Origin of the sequence: Vibrio aquaticus (genome assembly GCF_003970385.1) — a bacterium.
GTDB lineage: Bacteria > Pseudomonadota > Gammaproteobacteria > Enterobacterales > Vibrionaceae > Vibrio > Vibrio aquaticus.
In genome coordinates, this window is the sequence record NZ_RXZH01000017.1 from 1 (window position 1) to 19,471 (window position 19,471).

Sequence of the window (19,471 nt, forward strand, 5' to 3'; positions counted from 1 at the left end):
CACGAGTTCGAACCTCGTGTGTCGCTCCAAATTTTAAGGCTTTCATCATGCCTCAAATGATGAATACGGACGCGGGGTGGAGCAGCTTGGTAGCTCGTCGGGCTCATAACCCGAAGGTCGTCGGTTCAAATCCGGCCCCCGCAACCAATTTCTCTTATGAGAAAATGCGACACTAGCTCAGTTGGTAGAGCGCAACCTTGCCAAGGTTGAGGTCACGAGTTCGAACCTCGTGTGTCGCTCCAATTTTATAGCCCTCATCGTGCTTAACGATGATAAAGATGCAACACCCGCTCAGTTAGTTTGAGCGCAACCTTCCAAGGTTGAGGTCACGCCTTTCTGTTTATGATTAGGGAACCTCGTGTGTCGCTCCAAATTTTAGAGAGCTTGGCTTACACGAGGAACCTCGTGACTGAATCCAGCCGAGACGCTCCAAATCTCCTTCAAATGAAACATTCATTTGAATAGACCAATACGGTCACCGCTCTTTAGCTAATGCTGCGAAGCATAAACCCCAAAATTGTAAAAAGTCCTCCTAGTCATTAGGTGGGCGTTTTTATGTCTAAATTTATTATTCAAGCACGGGATGTGCTGACTAAACCCATAGCGAACCTAGTGTTAGCTAGGGATTTACACATCAGTCAACAGACTTATCCACAAAAAATGCATTGTGGATAACTTGGTGGGTAAATTGAATTTAGGCGACAAATAAGACTTGACGAAAAAGATCTTTTTATTTCTGAAACTTTACTGCCTAGCGATTTGTTTTAGTTAAGTTGTTGTTTTTGTTTAATTTTTATTGTTTTTGATCAGGCATAATAGAGTGCGTATTCGATCGTTAAGTCACTGTTTTTTGATCCTGGTCATTTATCTGCATTGTGATTAACTTCTGTTTTTGTAAGAAAACGAGCACCCATCCTTTTTCTTTTCCACATTTCCATTTTTGGAGCTAAATCAAACTCTCTTTGATGCAAATCGGCAAACATTATGCATCTCTAGGCAATCCTCTCTGTACGATACGTATCAGACGCTCGAGTTTAGTCGAGGTATATGGAAGCTGAGCCTGTTGTTGCTCTAGAGCCCAAGCGATGTGTTCATCTAAGACATCACTTAAGCCTTCTCTGGCTTGCAACGCATTCACTGCATCATGGGAATAGGGCGCATTACCCAAAGCAATCGACAAATTTCTTAACCACTGCGTATGGCCTATACGGCGAATAGCTGACCCTTCCATATTTTTAAGAAAAGTCGATTCGTCCCAAAGGAACAACCTGATGAGGTCTGAGTTATCGAAAGCTTCTCGGCGATGAAAATCTGATTGTTGAGTAAGCTCAGAAAAGCGATTCCATGGACAAACAAGCTGACAGTCATCACAACCATAAATACGGTTGCCCATCGCTTTTCTGAATTCGACTGGGATGACGCCGTCAAACTCGATAGTAAGATAAGAAATGCAACGCCTAGCGTCGACTACACCATCAGTAACAATAGCTTGAGTCGGACAAGAGGTTATACAGGCAGTGCACTTACCACATTCATTGACACTCGGTTCGTCAATAGGCAGTGGCAAGTCGATCAGCAGCTCACCTAGGAAAAACCATGAACCACACTCTTTATCAAGAATCAGTGAGTGCTTACCTGTCCATCCAAGACCTGCTTTCTGAGCTAAAGGTCGCTCTAAAATGGGAGCGGAGTCGACAAAGGGACGGTAGCCAAACTGTCCTACTTCTTGTTCAATCTTCTGCCCAAGCTTTTTAAGCTGATTTCGAATCAGCTTGTGATAATCACGTCCAAGGGAATATCGGCTGATATAGGCTTGGGTTGGGTCTGCAAGGTTTGAGGCAAACTGAGCCTCTGGAGGCAGGTAGTCCATGCGTGCAGAGATAACTCGCACCGTACCAGCGAGAAGCTCATCAGGACGAGCTCTCATCATGCCATGGCGGGCCATCCAATCCATTTCACCGTGGTAACCTGCATCAAGCCATTGCTGCAGGGCATCTTCGTGTTCAGAAAGGTCGATATCGCAGATCCCAATTTTTTGAAAGCCAAGTTCTTGGCCCCAAATTTTGATCTTTTCAACCAGCTCTGGATAGTTCATGGAGGTACGCCTCTGATAAAGGGGGCAGGATCTTAACGGATCTTATTGGTAGGATCTAGCCAATGAAAAGCGAAAAAGTCCAAGAAAACGCTGATTTTTCGTTTTACTTACACAAGAGCTCTTGTCTCTCAGATCCAACCCAGTTTACTATTCCTGTTCTTTTGATTTTTATATAGTCACTTCATTAGACCTTAGAGATTGATCTACATGACCACGAAACAATTTGCCCTGAAAGATGAGAACGCAACGATTCAATTAGGGACTGCACTTGCAAATTTATGCTCTCAGCAAACGACCATTTATCTACATGGCGATCTTGGTGCAGGAAAAACAACGTTTAGCCGAGGTTTTGTCCGAGCGCTTGGTCATCAAGGTAATGTGAAAAGCCCAACCTACACCTTGGTTGAACCTTATCAATTGGATCAGTGGCAAGTGTATCATTTTGATCTTTATCGCTTAGCTGACCCTGAAGAGTTGGAGTTTATGGGGATCCGTGATTACTTTACTCCAGATGCTATTTGCCTTGTGGAATGGCCAGAGAAAGGTTACGGAATGTTGCCAGAGGCCGATCTTGATATCGACATGCGATACAACGGCGAAGCTCGAGTAGTTGAACTGACGGCAAATAATCCATACGGATGTCAATTATTAGAACAGTTGGAGTTATGTTGAAGAGTCGATTATTAAGAGCTGTATTCCTCCCTTTTCTTTTTGCTCTTAGCGTATTGTCTAATTTTGCCTTCGCGAACGCCTTAGAAGGGATTCGCGTATGGCCCTCGCCTGATGAAACCCGAATCGTTATCGATTTGAAGTCAGAAGCAGAATACAGCTATTTCACCTTGTCTGGCCCTTCACGATTAGTGGTGGATCTCAAGCAGACTTCGCTTAGCACTAAGCTGCCGATTAACATTTCAGATAGCCCTGTATTAAAAAAGATTCGTAAAAGCTCACCGCCGAATAAAGGCACCTATCGGCTAGTGTTTGAGCTAAAACGCAAATCAACGCCACAGCTATTTAAGTTAGCTCCAACCCCTGGTGGGCAGTATGGGCATCGCCTGGTGATTGACTTGCCTCACGGCAGCCAAAAAGAAACGGCGTCTGAGCCTGCTAAGTCGACCAGTCCAGCAACGGTAAGCCGAGATGCCTCTCAGTTGTTAGGGACGGCTGATATTGTTGTCGCAATTGATGCGGGGCACGGTGGTGAAGACCCAGGGTCTATTGGCCCTAGTAAACGTTATGAAAAGCATGCAACGTTAGCCATTTCTAAAAAAATTGCTGCACAAATCAACGCAACTCCTGGTATGAAAGCGGTTCTGACACGCAGTGGCGACTACTTTGTTAACTTGAATAAACGATCGTCTATCGCTCGTAAAAACAAAGCGCATTTTCTCATCTCTATCCATGCGGATGGCTTTAGAACCCCTCAACCCAAAGGTGGCTCTGTCTTTGTTCTGAATACACGCCGCGCGAATACTGAGATCGCACGTTGGGTTGAAAACCACGAACAGCAATCACAGCTACTCGGTGGGGCAGGTGATGTATTAGCGAAAAATACCAACGATAAAAACGTCAGCCAAACCTTGCTTGATCTGCAATTCAGTCATTCTCAAAAAGAGGGTTACAAAGCGGCGACAAAAATTCTCAGTGAGATGACTCGTGCAGGGATTCACTTACACAAAACAAAGCCGGTGAACGCGAGTTTGGCTGTGTTGAAGTCTCCTGATATTCCTTCGGTATTAGTTGAAACAGGCTTTATTACTAACCCGACTGAAGAGCGCTTGCTATTCCAACGTAGCCACCAAGATAAGCTAGCTCGCTCTGTCACTAAGGCGATTGTTCAATATTTTGAAGAGAACCCACCGGAAGGCACTTTGTTTGCCAATCGAGGTAAATCGATCAAACACAAAGTATCTCGTGGTGAGTCACTGTCTGTAATCGCAAAGAAATACGGTACTTCGACTAAATCTATTATGCAGGCGAACAAATTAAAGAGCTCTAGCCTTGCGATAGGACAGGTGCTGACTATTCCGGGGGCATCAGGTTCAGTTTCTATTCCGACGATAAAAAATCCGGTTGAGACAGAAACCATTACCCACGTTGTTCAGCGTGGAGAGTATTTAGGTAAAATTGCTTCGAAGTACAAAGTGTCCGTGACTTCCATTAAGCGAGAGAACAACCTTCGCTCTGATACGTTGAAGCTAGGGAAAAAGCTGAAAATTACCGTGAGCAAGAAAGACCAGCCACTGAGGAAACATAAAGTTCAGCGTGGTGAGTTCTTAGGTAAGATTGCAAGTAAGTATGGTGTGAGTGTAAGTGCGATTAGAAAAGCGAATAACTTGCGCTCCGATCAACTGGCTGTTGGTCAGGTACTGATTATTCCACGAAACTAACAGTGGTGGTTATCCATGACGATTAAGATTCTACCTGCTCGTTTAGCCAACCAGATTGCGGCAGGGGAAGTGGTTGAAAGGCCTGCTTCTGTCGTAAAAGAGCTGGTAGAAAATAGTCTAGATTCGGGCGCAACACGTATCGATATCGACATTGAGAAAGGTGGTGCTAAGTTAATCCGCGTTCGAGACAATGGTAAAGGCATTGTCAAAGACGAATTGGGGTTAGCGCTGAGTCGTCATGCGACCTCCAAAATACATACTCTTGATGATCTCGAAGCCATTATTAGTTTGGGCTTTCGTGGAGAGGCGCTAGCCAGTATTAGCTCTGTGTCGCGTCTTACGATGACATCACGCCCTGCTACTCAAGAGCAAGCTTGGTCAGCGTACAGTGAAGGCCGGGAAATGCAGGTGAAGTTGCAACCTGCCGCCCACCCGATTGGTACGACCGTTGAAGTGCTCGACCTGTTTTTCAACACGCCAGCGAGACGTAAATTCTTACGCACCGAAAAAACAGAGTTTGCCCATATTGATGAGTTATTAAAGCGCATTGCTTTGAGTCGTTTTGATGTCACGATCAACGTCAGACACAACGGCAAACTCATCAAGCAATATCGAGCTGCGAAGACTGAGGCACAAGCTGAAAAGCGAATCGCAGCTGTGTGCGGCAACGCATTTGTTCGCAGTATGCTGAAGATCGAGCTAGAGCATCAAGGTTTAAAGCTGCATGGTTGGATCACTACCCCTGATGGGGCTCGCCAGCAAAGTGACCTCCAATACTGCTACGTAAACGGCCGTATGATGCGTGATAAGTTGATCAATCATGCGATTCGTCAAAGCTATGAAACCAGCCTACGTCCTGATCAGTTTGCGACGTATGTGCTCTTTATTGAACTCGATCCACATCAAGTGGACGTAAATGTTCACCCTGCAAAGCATGAAGTCCGCTTTCATCAAGCAAGGTTAGTGCATGACTTTATCTACCAAGCATTAAGCGATGCTTTGGCGCAAAGTGAGCATATTGATCAGCCCCAGCAGACGCAATCCGCGTTTCATGTCGAAGAACACACGTCAGAGCCAGAAAATACGGTCTCCTTTGATAGCCAACCGGCAGATAAGGTAGCGCGTTCGACCTCAGAGCAAGAGTATCAAGCCATTGAGTCTACCCCCTCTTACCCAGGCAAGGCGGGTTATCAAGAGGAGCGAGAAGCCCTCCGTGAAGCTCGCCCTCGTCATGAGTGGAATGAGTCTCGGCCAGCAAGCAAACCCAAAGCGACAGAACGTTACTCTGAGCCTGCACCAAGCAAACAAGAAGTGAAGGCATATCAAGAGTTACTCAAAACGCCAGACTTGGAACCCACACCGTCGGTGACACCCAGGGAACCTGCCCCGCAGGCTGTGGTCGAAAGCTTGGGTAAAGCGATGAATGTTGTTCAAGGTCGCTATGTGATGATGGCGGATAAGTCTGGGACATGCTTAGTGAATTTGGCGAAGGCGGAGTGGTTGCGAGTCAATGGGCAACTTTCAACGTTACATGGTTCGCTGAAAAGCCAACCGTTACTCGTACCCTTGTCTTTGAAACTGGATGATGAACTGCTTCAGGCAGCAGAGCAGCTACAAGCCACATTAGTGCAGTTTGGGATTGAGCTAAAAAGCCGAAGCAATAAAGCGTTGATGGTGATGGGAGTCCCGCAGCCGTTGAGGCAACAAAATTTACAACAACTGATCCCAGATCTGTTATCTTACGCCGCTTCTTATGTCGCGGCCGCTAAGCCATTGTCTCATTCACAGATAGCGAATTGGCTCAGTGATCAGATTACCCAAGTCAAAAGCGACTACACTTTGTCGGAAGCGATTCAAATCATTGCTGATATTGAACAGCTTTGGCAGGGACAACTTCCGCTAGGGGACTTCACCTTTGTAAGGCCCGTTGATTTTTCTGCAACGATTGCAGCTTTTGAATTATGAAAAATAAACAATTACCTTTGGCTCTGTTTTTAATGGGGCCGACCGCATCAGGCAAAACAGACTTAGCGATACGTTTAAGAAAAAAGTATCCGGTAGAGATCATTTCTGTCGACTCTGCTTTGATCTACAAAGGGATGGACATTGGTACCGCAAAGCCGGACGCTCAAGAGCAGGCATTAGCGCCACACCGTTTGATTGATATCCTTGATCCAAGCGAAGCATACTCGGTGGCGGATTTTCGCCGTGATGCGCTTAATGAAATGAATAAGATTGTAGAGCAAGGCAAGATCCCACTGTTAGTGGGTGGTACCATGCTTTATTACAAAGCGCTGCTTGAAGGGCTATCACCACTTCCAGCGGCTAACCCTGAAATTCGCCAACAAATTGAAAACGAAGCTGCTACGCTGGGCTGGGAAAAATTGCACGATCAGTTAAAAGAAATTGATCCCGTTTCAGCAGAGCGAATCCATCCTAATGATCCACAAAGATTATCTAGGGCATTGGAAGTTTATCGAATTTCAGGTAAAACTCTTACTGAGTTAACTCAAGTTAAAGGTGAAAGTCTGCCTTATCGAGTTAAACAGTTTGCAATAGCTCCCAAGGAAAGGGCTGAGCTCCATCGCCGAATTGAGCTACGTTACGAAAAAATGATTGAAGCAGGGTTTGAACAAGAGATGCGCGAGTTATACTCACGTGATGATCTTCATCCTGATCTTCCATCGATTCGTTGTGTAGGTTATCGGCAGATGTGGGACTATTTGGATGGGAACTGCACGCTTGATGAAGCGATCTTCAAAGGGGTATGTGCAACCCGTCAATTGGCCAAGCGACAAATCACCTGGTTACGCAGCTGGGATGACTTAACTTGGTTAGATAGTGAGAACATTGACGAAGCGTTAGAAACTGTTTCAAATGCCATAGCATCTGACGGTTTTAGCTGTGTATAATGTGATCGCTTTTGCGTGAATGTACCCTGTAAAGGATCTGTTACTTGAAATTTCAGCTTAAAGCCGTCATAACAGGTAGCGACAGGGTGTTATTTTATTCGTTTAGCTCAGAGCAAAGGCCGCATACTTTGTGCAGCGCACCACTAGCTAAATAACTAAAACAAAATTACAAAATAAGGAAAATAAAAATGGCTAAGGGGCAATCTCTACAAGACCCATTCTTGAATGCATTACGTCGCGAGCGTATTCCAGTATCAATCTACCTTGTAAACGGAATTAAACTGCAAGGTCAGATCGAATCTTTTGACCAATTTGTCATCTTGCTGAAAAACACTGTAAACCAAATGGTATACAAGCACGCAATTTCAACGGTAGTTCCTGCTCGCCCAGTGAGCCACCACAGTGGTGATCGTCCTCAAGGTGATCGTCAGCAAGAGAAATCAGAAGATTAATTTTTCTGAGTTATCTAATTACTAATTAAGGAGTTGATTGCTTGTTTGACCGTTATGAAGCCGGTGAGCGAGCCGTACTTGTTCATATCAACTTCACGCAAGAAGGGGAGTGGGAAGATCTCAGCGAGTTTGAGATGCTGGTCTCTTCAGCTGGGGTATCTGCGTTACAAGTTGTAACCGGAAGTCGCCAGTCACCACACCCTAAATACTATGTCGGAGAGGGTAAGGCTCAGGAAATTGCGCAAGCCGTGCAGTTAGCTGGCGCTGATATTGTGATCTTTAATCACGCCCTCTCTCCTGCCCAAGAACGTAATCTCGAAGCGTTGTGTAAGTGTCGTGTTCTCGACCGTACTGGTTTGATCCTCGATATTTTTGCCCAGCGTGCCCGCACCCACGAAGGTAAGCTTCAAGTTGAACTTGCTCAGCTTCGCCATATTTCTACTCGATTAATTCGTGGTTGGACTCACCTTGAAAGACAGAAAGGTGGTATCGGTTTACGTGGCCCAGGTGAAACTCAGTTAGAAACTGACCGACGTCTATTGCGTGTACGTATAAAAACGATATTACGTCGCCTAGAGAAAGTCGCTAAGCAGCGTGAACAAGGTCGCCGAGCAAGAAATCGAGCTGAAATCCCAACTGTTTCCCTAGTGGGTTATACCAATGCTGGTAAGTCGACACTGTTTAACCGCATTACGGAAGCTGGGGTATACGCCGCAGACCAATTGTTTGCTACGTTAGACCCAACTTTGCGTAAGATCGAGTTATCAGATGTTGGCCCTGCCATTTTGGCAGATACAGTTGGATTTATCCGTCATCTACCCCATGATTTGGTAGCGGCGTTTAAAGCAACACTTCAAGAAACGCAAGAAGCTGACATTTTGTTACATGTTGTTGATGCCAGTGATGAGCGTTTTCGTGAGAATATTCAAGCTGTTCATGAAGTCTTAGCTGAAATCGATGCGGATGAAATTCCTGCATTGGTTGTGATGAATAAGATCGACAACCTCGATGGTCAAAACCCAAGAATTGATCGAGATGACGAAGGTGTCCCTCGCACGGTTTGGGTTTCAGCAATGGAAGGCAAGGGTATTGAACTCTTGTTTGACGCGCTGACGGATCGTTTGGCTAGCCAAATGGTTCAGTACCAAATGCGAATTCCGCCACAACATCAAGGCAGACTTCGTAGTACATTCTTTCAAATGAAGTGTATTCAACAAGAAGAATATGACCAAGAAGGTAACCTGTTGATTGAAGTTCGAATGCAGCAGGCAGATTGGTCTAGACTTGAAAAAAGAGATGAGGCAGTTTTACGTGACTTTATAGTTACTTAAATGACTGCTAAAGTATAACGTCATATCAAATGATGGAGCTTTCTAATGGCGTGGAATGAGCCTGGTAATAACAACGGCAACAATGGCCGCGATAATGACCCTTGGGGTAATAATAATCGTGGTAACAAAGGTGGCCGTGATCAAGGACCGCCAGACTTGGACGAAGTATTTAATAAACTGAGTCAGAAACTGGGTGGAAAGTTTGGTGGCAAAGGTGGTAATGGACCGTCTATTGGCGGCGGTGGTAGCGTACTAGGTTTAGGCGTTATTGCAGCAATCGCAGTAGCAATTTGGTTCTTTGCTGGCTTTTACACTATCGGTGAAGCAGAGCGTGGTGTCGTACTACGCCTAGGTAAATACGATCGCGTGGTCGATCCTGGTCTTAACTGGCGTCCTCGCTTTATTGACGAGTATGAAGCAGTTAACGTTCAGGCGATTCGTTCTCTTCGTTCATCGGGTCTAATGCTGACTAAAGATGAAAACGTTGTAACGGTAGCGATGGACGTACAGTACCGTGTTGCTGACCCATACAAATATCTATTCCGCGTAACGAACGCAGATGACAGCTTACGCCAAGCGACAGATTCTGCTCTACGTGCCGTTGTAGGTGACTCACTGATGGATAGCATCCTAACAAGTGGTCGTCAGCAAATTCGTCAAAGCACGCAAGAAACGCTGAATCAAATTATCGATAGCTACGACATGGGTGTTGTCATTGTTGACGTCAACTTCCAGTCTGCACGTCCACCTGAGCAAGTAAAAGATGCGTTTGATGACGCGATTGCTGCTCGAGAGGATGAAGAGCGTTTTGAGCGTGAAGCAGAAGCTTACCGTAACGACATTCTTCCTAAAGCGACAGGTCGTGCTGAACGTCTGAAGAAAGAAGCACTGGGTTACTCTGAACGTGTGACTAACGAAGCGAAAGGTCAAGTGGCTCAGTTTGAAAAGCTACTCCCAGAGTACCAAGCGGCTCCAGAAGTTACTCGTAACCGTCTGTACCTAGATACGATGGAAGAAGTGTACTCAAACACGTCGAAGGTTCTGATCGATTCAGAATCAAGTGGCAACCTACTTTACTTGCCAATCGATAAGCTGGCTGGTGAAGGTCAAACTCAAACAAAACGTAAGACGAAGTCATCTTCGACTTATGACCAAATTGAGCTTGAGACTCAGAAAAATGACACTACTTCAGACTCGCAATCTCGTACAACTGGTTCACGTCAAGGGAGATATTAAGAATGCGTAAGTTAATGATCCCTGTATTAGTCGTAACGATTGCATTGCTGCTGATGTCAGTATTCGTTATTCAAGAAGGTGAACGAGGTCTCGTAATCCGATTCGGTCGTGTCCTAGATGACAACGGCATTTCTAAGATTTACGAACCTGGCCTTCACTTTAAAATGCCTCTTTTTGACCGTGTGAAAACACTCGATGCACGTATCCAAACAATGGATGGTCGTTCTGACCGTTTTGTAACGTCTGAGAAAAAAGACGTTATCATTGATACTTACGTGAAGTGGCGTATTGAAGACTTCGGTCGTTTCTACTTAACGACAGGTGGTGGCAACGTACTCACCGCAGAAGCGCTATTAGAGCGTAAAGTGACAGACGTACTTCGTTCTGAAATCGGTGCGCGTGAAATCAAACAGATTGTGTCTGGTCCACGTAACAACGATGTTCTACCTGATAGTGTAGACAGTGAAGAAGTAACCACAGAAGCGGCGAAAGAAGCGTTAGAGATTGATGGTGAGCGTGACAAGATCATGGAAAACGTACTGGAAGGTACCCGTGATAGTGCACTGGCTGACCTTGGTGTTGAAATCGTTGATTTCCGTATGAAGAAAATCAACCTACCTGACAACATCAGCGATTCAATCTACAAGCGTATGCGCGCTGAACGTGAATCGGTAGCTCGTAAGCACCGCTCTCAAGGTCGTGAGCGTGCAGAGGTTATCCGTGCACAAGCTGAACTAGAAGTCGCAACAGTGCTTGCTGAGGCGGATAGAACGGCTCGAGTAACACGTGGTGAAGCAGATGCGGAAGCTGCGAAGATCTATTCGGATGCTTACAACAAAGATCCTGAGTTCTACAGCTTTATGCGTTCTCTGAAAGCGTACGAGAAATCGTTCAGCAACAAGAGCGATATCTTAGTATTGGATCCAAAGAGTGAATTCTTCCAGTACATGAATAACGCAGCAGGCGCACCAGCGAAGTAATTCGCGATATAGACACCGAAAGGCTCCTACATGGAGCCTTTCTTTTTTCTGCAATTAAATTGAGGGAAGTGCTGTTATGTCTAATTCCTTGTGGCTCGCATTCGGAATTGTGTTAATTGTTGAAGGCTTAGGGCCACTGATTGCCCCTAATGGGTGGAGAAATATGGTGGCGCAATTGAGCCAACAGCCAGATGATCAACTGAGAAGAATCGGAGGTTGTTTAGTGGTGGCGGGAGCCGTGATTGCTTATGTATTTGGCTAGCGTGAACTGGCTGCTAGCCAATCGTCATTTAGTAGTGCGGAGGAGGCGTTTCTTCTGATTGATCAGCAAGGTTAGATGAGTCCATGTTCTTTACTTTGCCCACGACATATTTCATCTGATCGCGCATCTTTGTGATCAACAGTTGCTGCTGACTTAGCGCTTCATTAAGTTCTTCAATCGTCTGTTCTTGGAACGCCATTTGACACTCTAAGTCATTCACTCGGCTTTCTAATTGTTCAATTCGCTGTTCTGTCATCGCTAACGCTTCTAAATGGTTAATAGTCCACATCCCAAGCTTGGGCAATACCCGCCGAAGTGCCCGATATGACACGATTCTGGCTATCAAAGGCTGCATCATACACCACTGCGCGAGGAGGGCGAGTATCTTTTAACGGTTCTGCCTCAAATCGGTCCACGGCTTTACCTGTCTCAGTATTCCAAACCATAATTCGACTTGATGGGGTTCCGGTCACAAGGTGCTGGCCGTCGTCGGAAAAACGAGCGCTTGAGAAAATCAATTGACGAGAAAAACTGCTTAACTGAGACTGCTTGTCTCCTGAAGGTAGTGACCAGACAATGGCTTGATTCCCCCCATCAGAGGTGAAGGCCAGTTTTCCATCACGCTGAAGCGCTACACGGTTCACTCGTTGCTCATGTTCGAATGTGTGAATGATTTGCCCAGTGTCCGTGCTCCAAAGGTAAGCTTTGTAGTCATTTCCCCCAGACAGCGCAAAGCGGCCATTAGGAGAAAGGGCAACGGAATTGACTTTTTCATTGTGAGCAAGGAACTCTAAACGACGTCCGGTGACTAAGTTAACGTAAATTGCTTTGCCATTGGATAAACCAAGAAGAATTTGGTCTCCGTTGCTTGCAATGTCGACATCACGAATCAGTCCATCGGATATTGACCACAGCCCTTGAGCTTGTGTCCAAGCTAAGTCCCAAACGGCAAAATTGATTTGTGTGGCGGTAATAGCGAAGCGGCCATTGTCGGAAATACGAATTGATGAAACCGTACTGGCTTGCGGATCCTGCTCACCTAGCGAAGCAAGTTCTTGGTTCTCAATTAAATCCCAAAGGACCAGTTGATGCTCTTTTGAATAGAGCAAAGCAAATCGTGCATCGCGGCTAAGCGCAAAGCTGGTGGTCCCATGAGGTTCTATGGTCCATCGTTGTGAGTCTTGGGTAGAGAAAAAACACCCATTTAACGCAAAGATGACAATGGTTGTGATGAGTGAGTTAAAAATTATACGCATTCAGTCCAAATATCCGCTTGGTTTACGTTTAATTAAAACGCATATTGGTTATATTGGTACAACATGCGAAGGTGTACCAGTCTTTATTAAAGATTTGTGCACAAAGACAAAAGTCTCAATTGGAGAGTTAAATGAAATCGATTTTTAAAGTGTCACTGCTTGCTGCAACTGTTGCTCTAGCTGCTGGCTGTCAAAAAGAAGAAGAACCAAAAACAGAAGCGGCACCTGCAGTAGAACAAGTGCAAGCTGAAACGGGTAAAGCGGTTCACTTTAAAACAGAAGATGACAAAGCGGCTTACGCAATTGGTGTTTCTTTTGCGAACTACTTAAACACCAGCTTAGATAAGCCCAATGAAATTGGTATCACGCTAAACAAAGATCTTGTTCTTAAAGGTATCGAGCACGTATTTGCGGGCAACCCAGAATTAAACGAAGAAGAAACTCGCGCAGCACTAGAAGCACTAGATAAGCGTGTAGCTGAAACAATGCAGAAGCAAGCAGCAGAAAAAGCTGAAGCGGCAAAATCAGAAGGCGACAACTTCCGCACTGAATTTGAAAAGCAAGACGGTGTCGTGAAGACTGAATCTGGTCTGCTTTACCAAGTGATGACTAAAGCAGAAGGTGAGCAACCAAAAGATACTGACACTGTTCAAGTACACTACAAAGGTACACTAATTGATGGTACTCAGTTTGATAGCTCTTACGACCGTGGTGAACCAGCAACGTTCCCACTGAACCGTGTTATCCCTGGTTGGACTGAAGGCGTTCAGTTAATGCCTGTCGGTTCGAAGTTCAAGTTTGTTATCCCACCTGAGCTAGCATACGGTGAGCAAGACACCCCAACGATTCCTGCTAATTCAACGTTGGTATTCGAAGTAGAGCTTCTGAACATCGATAACGGTGAAGCAACTCAATAAGATTTATTGAATCAAAAACAAAGGGCTTGGAGTGATCCAAGCCCTTTTTAGTTTGCGGTAAATGATCAATTTTTTTGTCCTAAATCACTAGATAGCGGGTTAGCTAGGTGTTCAATTCAAAATTTCTGATAAACTTACATCAATTTGTTGATTTTTCGCTCTAAGGCTTAAAAAAGTGACAGCTACAGAAACAGTAAACACGGATATGCTGCTCGAAATGGAATCTGTTAATGTGATGCCATTTAGTGAGCACGACAAAATTATTCTGAGATCGTATGAAGCGGTTGTGGATGGCATTGCGAGCCTGATTGGCCCGTTTTGTGAAATTGTTTTGCACTCATTAGAAGATCTAAATACGTCTGCGATTAAGATTGCCAATGGCGAGAATACGGGCCGCCAAGTAGGCTCTCCAATCACGGACTTAGCGCTAAAAATGTTGCGTGATATTGAAGGGTCAGAACGTAACTTCTCTCGTTCTTACTTCACGCGCGCAAAAGGCGGTGTCTTGATGAAGTCGATCACGGTCGCGATTCGCAATGGCGAAAACCGTGTGATTGGTTTGCTTTGTATTAACGTCAACCTAGATGCGCCGTTCTCTCAAGTACTTCAGTCGTTCATGCCTACCGAAGAGGCGAAACAAGCGGCATCGTCAGTAAACTTTGCCAGTGATGTGGAAGAGCTGGTGGATCAGACCGTTGAGCGTACTATTGAAGAAATTAATGCGGATAAGTCGGTCTCGAACAACACCAAAAATCGTCAGATCGTGATGGAGCTGTACGATAAAGGTATTTTCGATATCAAAGATGCGATTAACCGCGTTGCTGACCGCCTAAACATTTCCAAACACACTGTCTATCTTTACATTCGTCAGCGTAAAACTGAGGATGAAGAGGGGTGAGCCAGTTGACATACACCTTAGTGGTCAATGGCTCCGTTTATGGCAGTCAATCAGCACGAAGCGCTTACCAATTTGCCAAGGCGCTTATTGGCCAAGGACACACTCTAGTCAGCGTCTTCTTTTATCAAGATGGTGTGACTAACGGCAGTGCCTTAACGGTGCCTGCTAATGATGAGTTTAACCTAGTTAAAGCATGGCAAGACCTTGCAGGTGACCATGGTGTGCGTTTAGAAACGTGTGTCGCAGCGGCACTGCGCAGAGGAATTGTGAGTCAAGACGAAGCCAATCAACATGGTTTGAGTCAAAACAACCTGGCGGAAGGCTTTACACAAGCGGGGTTAGGCAGTCTCGCTGAAGCGATGTTGGTGCAAGATAGGGTAGTACAATTTTGAGTCAGCTAACGTACGTGTTTCGCAGCGCGCCTCATAGCCGTGCATCAGGCCGAGAAGGGATTGATGCTCTACTCGCGGCGTCTGCGTATTGTGAAGATATTCAGGTTGTCTTTATTGGGGATGGGGTTTATCAATTGCTGCAAGGTCAACAGACCGCAGAGATATTGAGTAAAGATTATTCACCAATGATGAAGCTGTTTGATCTCTACGATATTGAGCGTGTTTATGCTTGTCAGGCATCATTAGCTGAAAGAGGCTTAGCGCAAGCCGATTTGGTCATTGAAGCCGATCTGCTAGAACGGGCAGAGGTTGCAAAGGTGCTGCAGAACAGCGGCAAAATACTGACATTCTAGGTATCTTATGCTTCATATAGTCAAAACCATTCAGGCCCTACCAGACGTTGTGAGCTTGTTTCAAGCTGATGATGCGCTGCTCTTGATTGAAGAGTCGGTCTATGCGGCGAACCCTCAACATCACGTTTATCGTCAGATTCAAGGCCTCAATATTGCGGTATTAGCCAATGATGCCAAAGCGCGTGGCATCGAGAATCGAATCAGTTCTAATGTTGTGCTGGTGGACTACAACGGCTTTGTCGAGTTGACCACCAATCACGCTAATTCGATGACCTGGGAGTAATCAATTCCCTTTCTCTCTTTGTGTCGCTAGAGGTTTACACTCTTTTCTCCGTAATTGAACAAAAAAGATCCGTATATTTCTTGACACACCTCTCACTGCTGAATAGAATTTTGCGTCCCTAATTGCCATTGGTCGTTAGGGATAGATTTTTCACAAAGCTTACTTTCAAGTAAATTTCAGGAGCTAGTTAATGGCAACTATTAACCAGTTGGTACGTAAGCCTCGTGCAAAGCAAGTTGTTAAAAGCAACGTGCCTGCACTAGAAGCGTGTCCACAAAAACGTGGTGTATGTACTCGTGTTTACACTACTACACCTAAAAAACCTAACTCGGCACTACGTAAAGTATGTCGTGTACGTCTAACAAACGGTTTCGAAGTAACTTCGTACATCGGTGGTGAAGGTCACAACCTTCAAGAGCACTCAGTTGTTCTAATCCGTGGCGGTCGTGTTAAAGACCTTCCGGGTGTACGTTACCACACAGTACGTGGTGCACTTGACTGTGCTGGCGTAAATGACCGTAAACAAGGTCGTTCTAAGTACGGTGTGAAGCGTCCTAAGTCTTAATCGACTTTTCTTTTGAAGAAAAGCGTTAAGTAAGGCCAAACACTAAAATTAAATATTAATTTTTGAAGAAACTGTAAAGTTTTGGATAACCTGAAGAATAAGACAACGGAGAAATTCCATGCCACGTCGTCGCGTCATCGGTCAGCGTAAGATCCTTCCAGATCCTAAATTCAAATCTGAATTGCTGGCAAAATTCGTTAACATCCTTATGGTTGACGGTAAAAAATCTACTGCAGAGAAAATTGTTTACACTGCACTAGATGCAATGGCTGAGAAATCTGGTAAAGATCACTTAGCTGTATTTGAAGAAGCTCTTGAAAATGTTCGCCCAGCGGTAGAAGTTAAATCTCGCCGTGTAGGTGGTTCAACTTACCAAGTGCCTGTAGAAGTACGTCCGGTTCGCCGTAACGCACTTGCTATGCGTTGGTTGGTTGAAGCTGCGCGTAAGCGTGGTGAAAAATCTATGGCTCAACGCCTAGCTGCTGAAATGCTAGACGCGTCTGAGAACAAAGGTACTGCGGTTAAGAAACGTGAAGACGTTCACCGCATGGCTGACGCAAACAAAGCGTTCGCACATTACCGTTGGTAATACCTTTCAGTGCCGCGGGATTCCTCGCGGCGCTACTCTAGTTCCTATGCGCAAGCCTAGGAACTATTGCTATATCTAGGGGTAAGGAAAATTGCCCAAAGCACTCCTAAAATGATCTAGAAATAGCAATAGTCCCTAATTCAAGAGGATTCAATCGTGGCTCGTAAAACACCTATTGAGCGCTACCGTAATATCGGTATCGTCGCTCACGTAGACGCAGGTAAAACAACCACAAGTGAACGTATTCTGTTCTACACTGGTCTTTCTCATAAAATCGGTGAAGTTCACGATGGCGCTGCTACCATGGACTGGATGGAGCAGGAGCAAGAGCGTGGTATCACAATCACCTCAGCTGCAACTACAACTTTCTGGCGTGGTATGGATGCTCAATTCCAAGACCATCGCATCAACATCATCGATACTCCTGGACACGTAGATTTTACTATCGAAGTAGAGCGCTCATTGCGTGTACTTGATGGTGCCGTAGTTGTGTTCTGTGGTTCATCTGGTGTTGAGCCTCAATCTGAAACTGTATGGCGTCAAGCTGACAAATACCACGTTCCACGTATGGTGTTTGTGAACAAGATGGACCGTGCAGGTGCTGACTTCCTACGTGTTGTTGATCAAATCAAAAACCGTCTTGGCGCGAACCCTGTTCCAATTCAACTTAACGTTGGTGCGGAAGAGGATTTCAAAGGCGTTATTGATCTTATCAAGATGAAGATGATCAACTGGAATGAAGCTGACCAGGGTACAACTTTCACATACGAAGAGATCCCAGCAGACATGCAAGAGCTTGCTGACGAGTGGCACAACAACCTAGTTGAGTCAGCGGCAGAAGCGACTGAAGAGCTGATGGACAAGTATCTTGAAGAAGGTGAACTGACAGAAGCAGAGATCAAGCAAGCTCTACGTATACGCACACTAAATAACGAAATCGTACTGGCTACATGTGGTAGTGCGTTCAAAAACAAAGGTGTTCAAGCGGTACTAGATGCAGTGGTTGAATATTTGCCTTCACCTGTAGATGTTCCTGCGATCAAAGGTATTGATGATAATGAGAATGAAGTTGAGCGTCATGCAGACGACAATGAACCATTCGCAGCATTAGCATTTAAGATCGCAACTGACCCGTTTGTAGGTACGCTGACATTCATGCGTGTTTACTCTGGTGTCGTAAACTCTGGTGATGCGGTTTACAACTCTGTTAAGCAGAAGAAAGAACGTTTCGGTCGTATTGTACAAATGCACTCAAACAAGCGTGACGAAATTAAAGAAGTTCGCGCGGGTGACATTGCTGCTGCAATCGGTCTAAAAGACGTGACGACAGGTGACACCCTATGTGATCAGAACCACAAAGTGATTCTGGAGCGCATGGAATTCCCTGATCCAGTTATTCAAATCGCAGTAGAGCCACGCTCTGTTGCCGATCAAGAAAAAATGGGTATTGCTCTAGGTAAGCTAGCAGCAGAAGATCCATCTTTCCGCGTAGAAACGGATGACGAAACAGGTCAGACACTGATCTCTGGTATGGGTGAGCTTCACCTAGATATCATCGTTGACCGTATGAAACGTGAATTCAGCGTCGACTGTAACGTTGGTAAACCTCAGGTTGCTTACCGTGAGACAATCCGTGGAAGTGCGGAAGTTGAAGGTAAATTTGTTCGTCAATCTGGTGGTCGTGGTCAGTACGGTCACGTATGGATCAAACTGGAGCCATCTGAACCTGGCGAAGGTTTTGTCTTTGTTGACGAAATTGTGGGTGGTGTGGTTCCTAAGGAATACATCAGCTCGGTATCGAAAGGTATCGAAGAGCAAATGAACAGTGGTGTGGTAGCGGGTTACCCGGTACTAGATATTAAAGCAACACTGTTCGATGGTTCTTACCACGATGTTGACTCTAACGAGATGGCGTTTAAGATCGCCGGCTCGATGGCATTCAAGAAAGGTTCGCTTGAAGCGCAACCGGTTCTTCTTGAGCCAATGATGAATGTTGAAGTAACCACTCCTGAAGATTGGATGGGTGATGTTGTTGGTGACCTTAACCGTCGTCGCGGCATGATCGAAGGTATGGATGACGGTGTGGCGGGTATTAAGATCGTCCGCGCTCAAGTACCTCTATCTGAGATGTTTGGTTACGCAACTGACCTGCGTTCTGCAACTCAAGGCCGTGCGTCTTACTCTATGGAGTTTAACGAGTACGCTGAAGTACCGAAAAACTTTGCAGAGAAAATCATTGCAGCGCGTGGTTACTTATAAAACGACTTGATCTGAAAAAAAAGTCTGGTTTTTTTTGAAGATCAATGCGTCCAAATATTGCGCTGACTGACGTTGGCGCATAAAATAGCAATTTCTGGCGCGTCTCGATCAATTCGGATCGTGGCGAATCATAACTAGGAAGGAACACGATCGTGTCTAAAGAAAAATTTGAACGTACTAAACCGCACGTTAACGTTGGTACTATCGGCCACGTTGACCACGGTAAAACAACTCTAACTGCTGCTATCTGTACTACACTTGCAAAAGTGTACGGCGGTGTTGCGAAAGACTTCGCATCTAT

General features: G+C 45.3%; 21 protein-coding genes and 2 tRNA genes. 20 read left to right on the forward strand and 3 right to left on the reverse strand.

What is annotated here, in order from left to right; all coding sequences use genetic code 11:
* Positions 1 to 70: 70 nt before the first annotated feature.
* Both EJ063_RS19335 and EJ063_RS19340 read left to right on the forward strand, forming a co-directional pair.
* Positions 71 to 147 (forward strand) — tRNA-Met (locus EJ063_RS19335).
* 19 nt (positions 148 to 166) lie between these two features.
* A tRNA-Gly gene (locus tag EJ063_RS19340) sits at positions 167 to 242 on the forward strand.
* Between the two features lie 740 nt (positions 243 to 982).
* On the opposite strand, the gene queG is transcribed toward EJ063_RS19340, so the two are convergent.
* A complete protein-coding gene (gene queG / locus EJ063_RS19345; protein WP_126575929.1) occupies positions 983 to 2,095 on the reverse strand; it encodes a tRNA epoxyqueuosine(34) reductase QueG in 1,113 nt (370 codons plus the stop codon).
* Between the two features lie 207 nt (positions 2,096 to 2,302).
* Between queG and tsaE the strand changes: the two genes are divergently transcribed.
* From tsaE to EJ063_RS19390, 9 genes are all read left to right on the forward strand, one after another.
* Entirely contained in the window at positions 2,303 to 2,767 is a 465-nt protein-coding gene (gene tsaE, locus EJ063_RS19350) for a tRNA (adenosine(37)-N6)-threonylcarbamoyltransferase complex ATPase subunit type 1 TsaE (RefSeq protein WP_126575930.1), read from the forward strand.
* Complete coding sequence (locus EJ063_RS19355) at positions 2,761 to 4,485, forward strand: LysM peptidoglycan-binding domain-containing protein (protein WP_126575931.1); 1,725 nt, start codon at positions 2,761 to 2,763, stop codon at positions 4,483 to 4,485. Before tsaE ends, EJ063_RS19355 begins: the two co-directional genes overlap by 7 nt.
* Positions 4,486 to 4,500: 15 nt before the next feature.
* Positions 4,501 to 6,450 (forward strand): DNA mismatch repair endonuclease MutL, encoded by a 1,950-nt coding sequence (mutL, locus tag EJ063_RS19360; protein ID WP_126575932.1) that lies wholly within the window; start codon positions 4,501 to 4,503, stop codon positions 6,448 to 6,450.
* Entirely contained in the window at positions 6,447 to 7,397 is a 951-nt protein-coding gene (gene miaA, locus EJ063_RS19365) for a tRNA (adenosine(37)-N6)-dimethylallyltransferase MiaA (RefSeq protein ID WP_126575933.1), read from the forward strand. Before mutL ends, miaA begins: the two co-directional genes overlap by 4 nt.
* Before the next feature lie 188 nt (positions 7,398 to 7,585).
* Entirely contained in the window at positions 7,586 to 7,849 is a 264-nt protein-coding gene (hfq, locus tag EJ063_RS19370; RefSeq protein WP_004743153.1) for an RNA chaperone Hfq, read from the forward strand.
* A 41-nt stretch (positions 7,850 to 7,890) separates the two neighbouring features.
* A complete protein-coding gene (gene hflX / locus EJ063_RS19375; RefSeq protein WP_126575934.1) occupies positions 7,891 to 9,180 on the forward strand; it encodes a ribosome rescue GTPase HflX in 1,290 nt (429 codons plus the stop codon).
* A 45-nt stretch (positions 9,181 to 9,225) separates the two neighbouring features.
* A complete protein-coding gene (gene hflK / locus EJ063_RS19380; protein ID WP_126575935.1) occupies positions 9,226 to 10,416 on the forward strand; it encodes an FtsH protease activity modulator HflK in 1,191 nt (396 codons plus the stop codon).
* Positions 10,417 to 10,418: 2 nt separating this feature from the next.
* Positions 10,419 to 11,396: a protease modulator HflC gene (gene hflC / locus EJ063_RS19385; protein WP_126575936.1), complete on the forward strand. Its 978-nt coding sequence runs from the start codon at positions 10,419 to 10,421 to the stop codon at positions 11,394 to 11,396.
* Positions 11,397 to 11,472: 76 nt separating this feature from the next.
* Positions 11,473 to 11,658, forward strand: a complete 186-nt coding sequence (locus tag EJ063_RS19390) for a DUF2065 domain-containing protein (protein WP_126575937.1) — start codon at positions 11,473 to 11,475, stop codon at positions 11,656 to 11,658.
* Positions 11,659 to 11,686: 28 nt separating this feature from the next.
* On the opposite strand, the gene EJ063_RS19395 is transcribed toward EJ063_RS19390, so the two are convergent.
* On the reverse strand, positions 11,687 to 11,914 hold the full coding sequence (locus EJ063_RS19395) for a SlyX family protein (RefSeq protein ID WP_126575945.1): 228 nt from the start codon (positions 11,912 to 11,914) through the stop codon (positions 11,687 to 11,689).
* A gap of 19 nt (positions 11,915 to 11,933) precedes the next feature.
* Positions 11,934 to 12,914, reverse strand: coding sequence for a WD40 repeat domain-containing protein (locus tag EJ063_RS19400; RefSeq protein ID WP_126575938.1), 981 nt, complete (start codon positions 12,912 to 12,914; stop codon positions 11,934 to 11,936).
* Between the two features lie 131 nt (positions 12,915 to 13,045).
* Here EJ063_RS19400 and fkpA point away from each other — a divergent pair, with 131 nt between their 5' ends.
* The 9 genes from fkpA to EJ063_RS19445 all read left to right on the forward strand — a co-directional run.
* Positions 13,046 to 13,831, forward strand: coding sequence for an FKBP-type peptidyl-prolyl cis-trans isomerase (gene fkpA, locus EJ063_RS19405; RefSeq protein ID WP_126575939.1), 786 nt, complete (start codon positions 13,046 to 13,048; stop codon positions 13,829 to 13,831).
* Positions 13,832 to 14,006: 175 nt separating this feature from the next.
* Positions 14,007 to 14,729 (forward strand): helix-turn-helix transcriptional regulator, encoded by a 723-nt coding sequence (locus tag EJ063_RS19410; RefSeq protein ID WP_126575940.1) that lies wholly within the window; start codon positions 14,007 to 14,009, stop codon positions 14,727 to 14,729.
* Positions 14,726 to 15,121: a sulfurtransferase complex subunit TusD gene (gene tusD / locus EJ063_RS19415; RefSeq protein WP_126575941.1), complete on the forward strand. Its 396-nt coding sequence runs from the start codon at positions 14,726 to 14,728 to the stop codon at positions 15,119 to 15,121. Before EJ063_RS19410 ends, tusD begins: the two co-directional genes overlap by 4 nt.
* Positions 15,118 to 15,474 (forward strand): sulfurtransferase complex subunit TusC, encoded by a 357-nt coding sequence (gene tusC / locus EJ063_RS19420; RefSeq protein ID WP_126575942.1) that lies wholly within the window; start codon positions 15,118 to 15,120, stop codon positions 15,472 to 15,474. Before tusD ends, tusC begins: the two co-directional genes overlap by 4 nt.
* A gap of 7 nt (positions 15,475 to 15,481) precedes the next feature.
* Entirely contained in the window at positions 15,482 to 15,757 is a 276-nt protein-coding gene (tusB, locus tag EJ063_RS19425; RefSeq protein WP_126575943.1) for a sulfurtransferase complex subunit TusB, read from the forward strand.
* Between the two features lie 190 nt (positions 15,758 to 15,947).
* Positions 15,948 to 16,322 carry a 30S ribosomal protein S12 gene (rpsL, locus tag EJ063_RS19430; protein WP_004399892.1) on the forward strand — a complete coding sequence of 125 codons (375 nt, stop codon included), beginning with the start codon at positions 15,948 to 15,950 and terminating at the stop codon, positions 16,320 to 16,322.
* Positions 16,323 to 16,440: 118 nt separating this feature from the next.
* Positions 16,441 to 16,911 carry a 30S ribosomal protein S7 gene (gene rpsG / locus EJ063_RS19435; RefSeq protein WP_004415829.1) on the forward strand — a complete coding sequence of 157 codons (471 nt, stop codon included), beginning with the start codon at positions 16,441 to 16,443 and terminating at the stop codon, positions 16,909 to 16,911.
* 156 nt (positions 16,912 to 17,067) lie between these two features.
* On the forward strand, positions 17,068 to 19,170 hold the full coding sequence (gene fusA, locus EJ063_RS19440; RefSeq protein WP_126575944.1) for an elongation factor G: 2,103 nt from the start codon (positions 17,068 to 17,070) through the stop codon (positions 19,168 to 19,170).
* Positions 19,171 to 19,322: 152 nt separating this feature from the next.
* A partial coding sequence (locus EJ063_RS19445; RefSeq protein ID WP_238382785.1) for a GTP-binding protein occupies positions 19,323 to 19,471 on the forward strand: 149 nt, incomplete at its 3' end.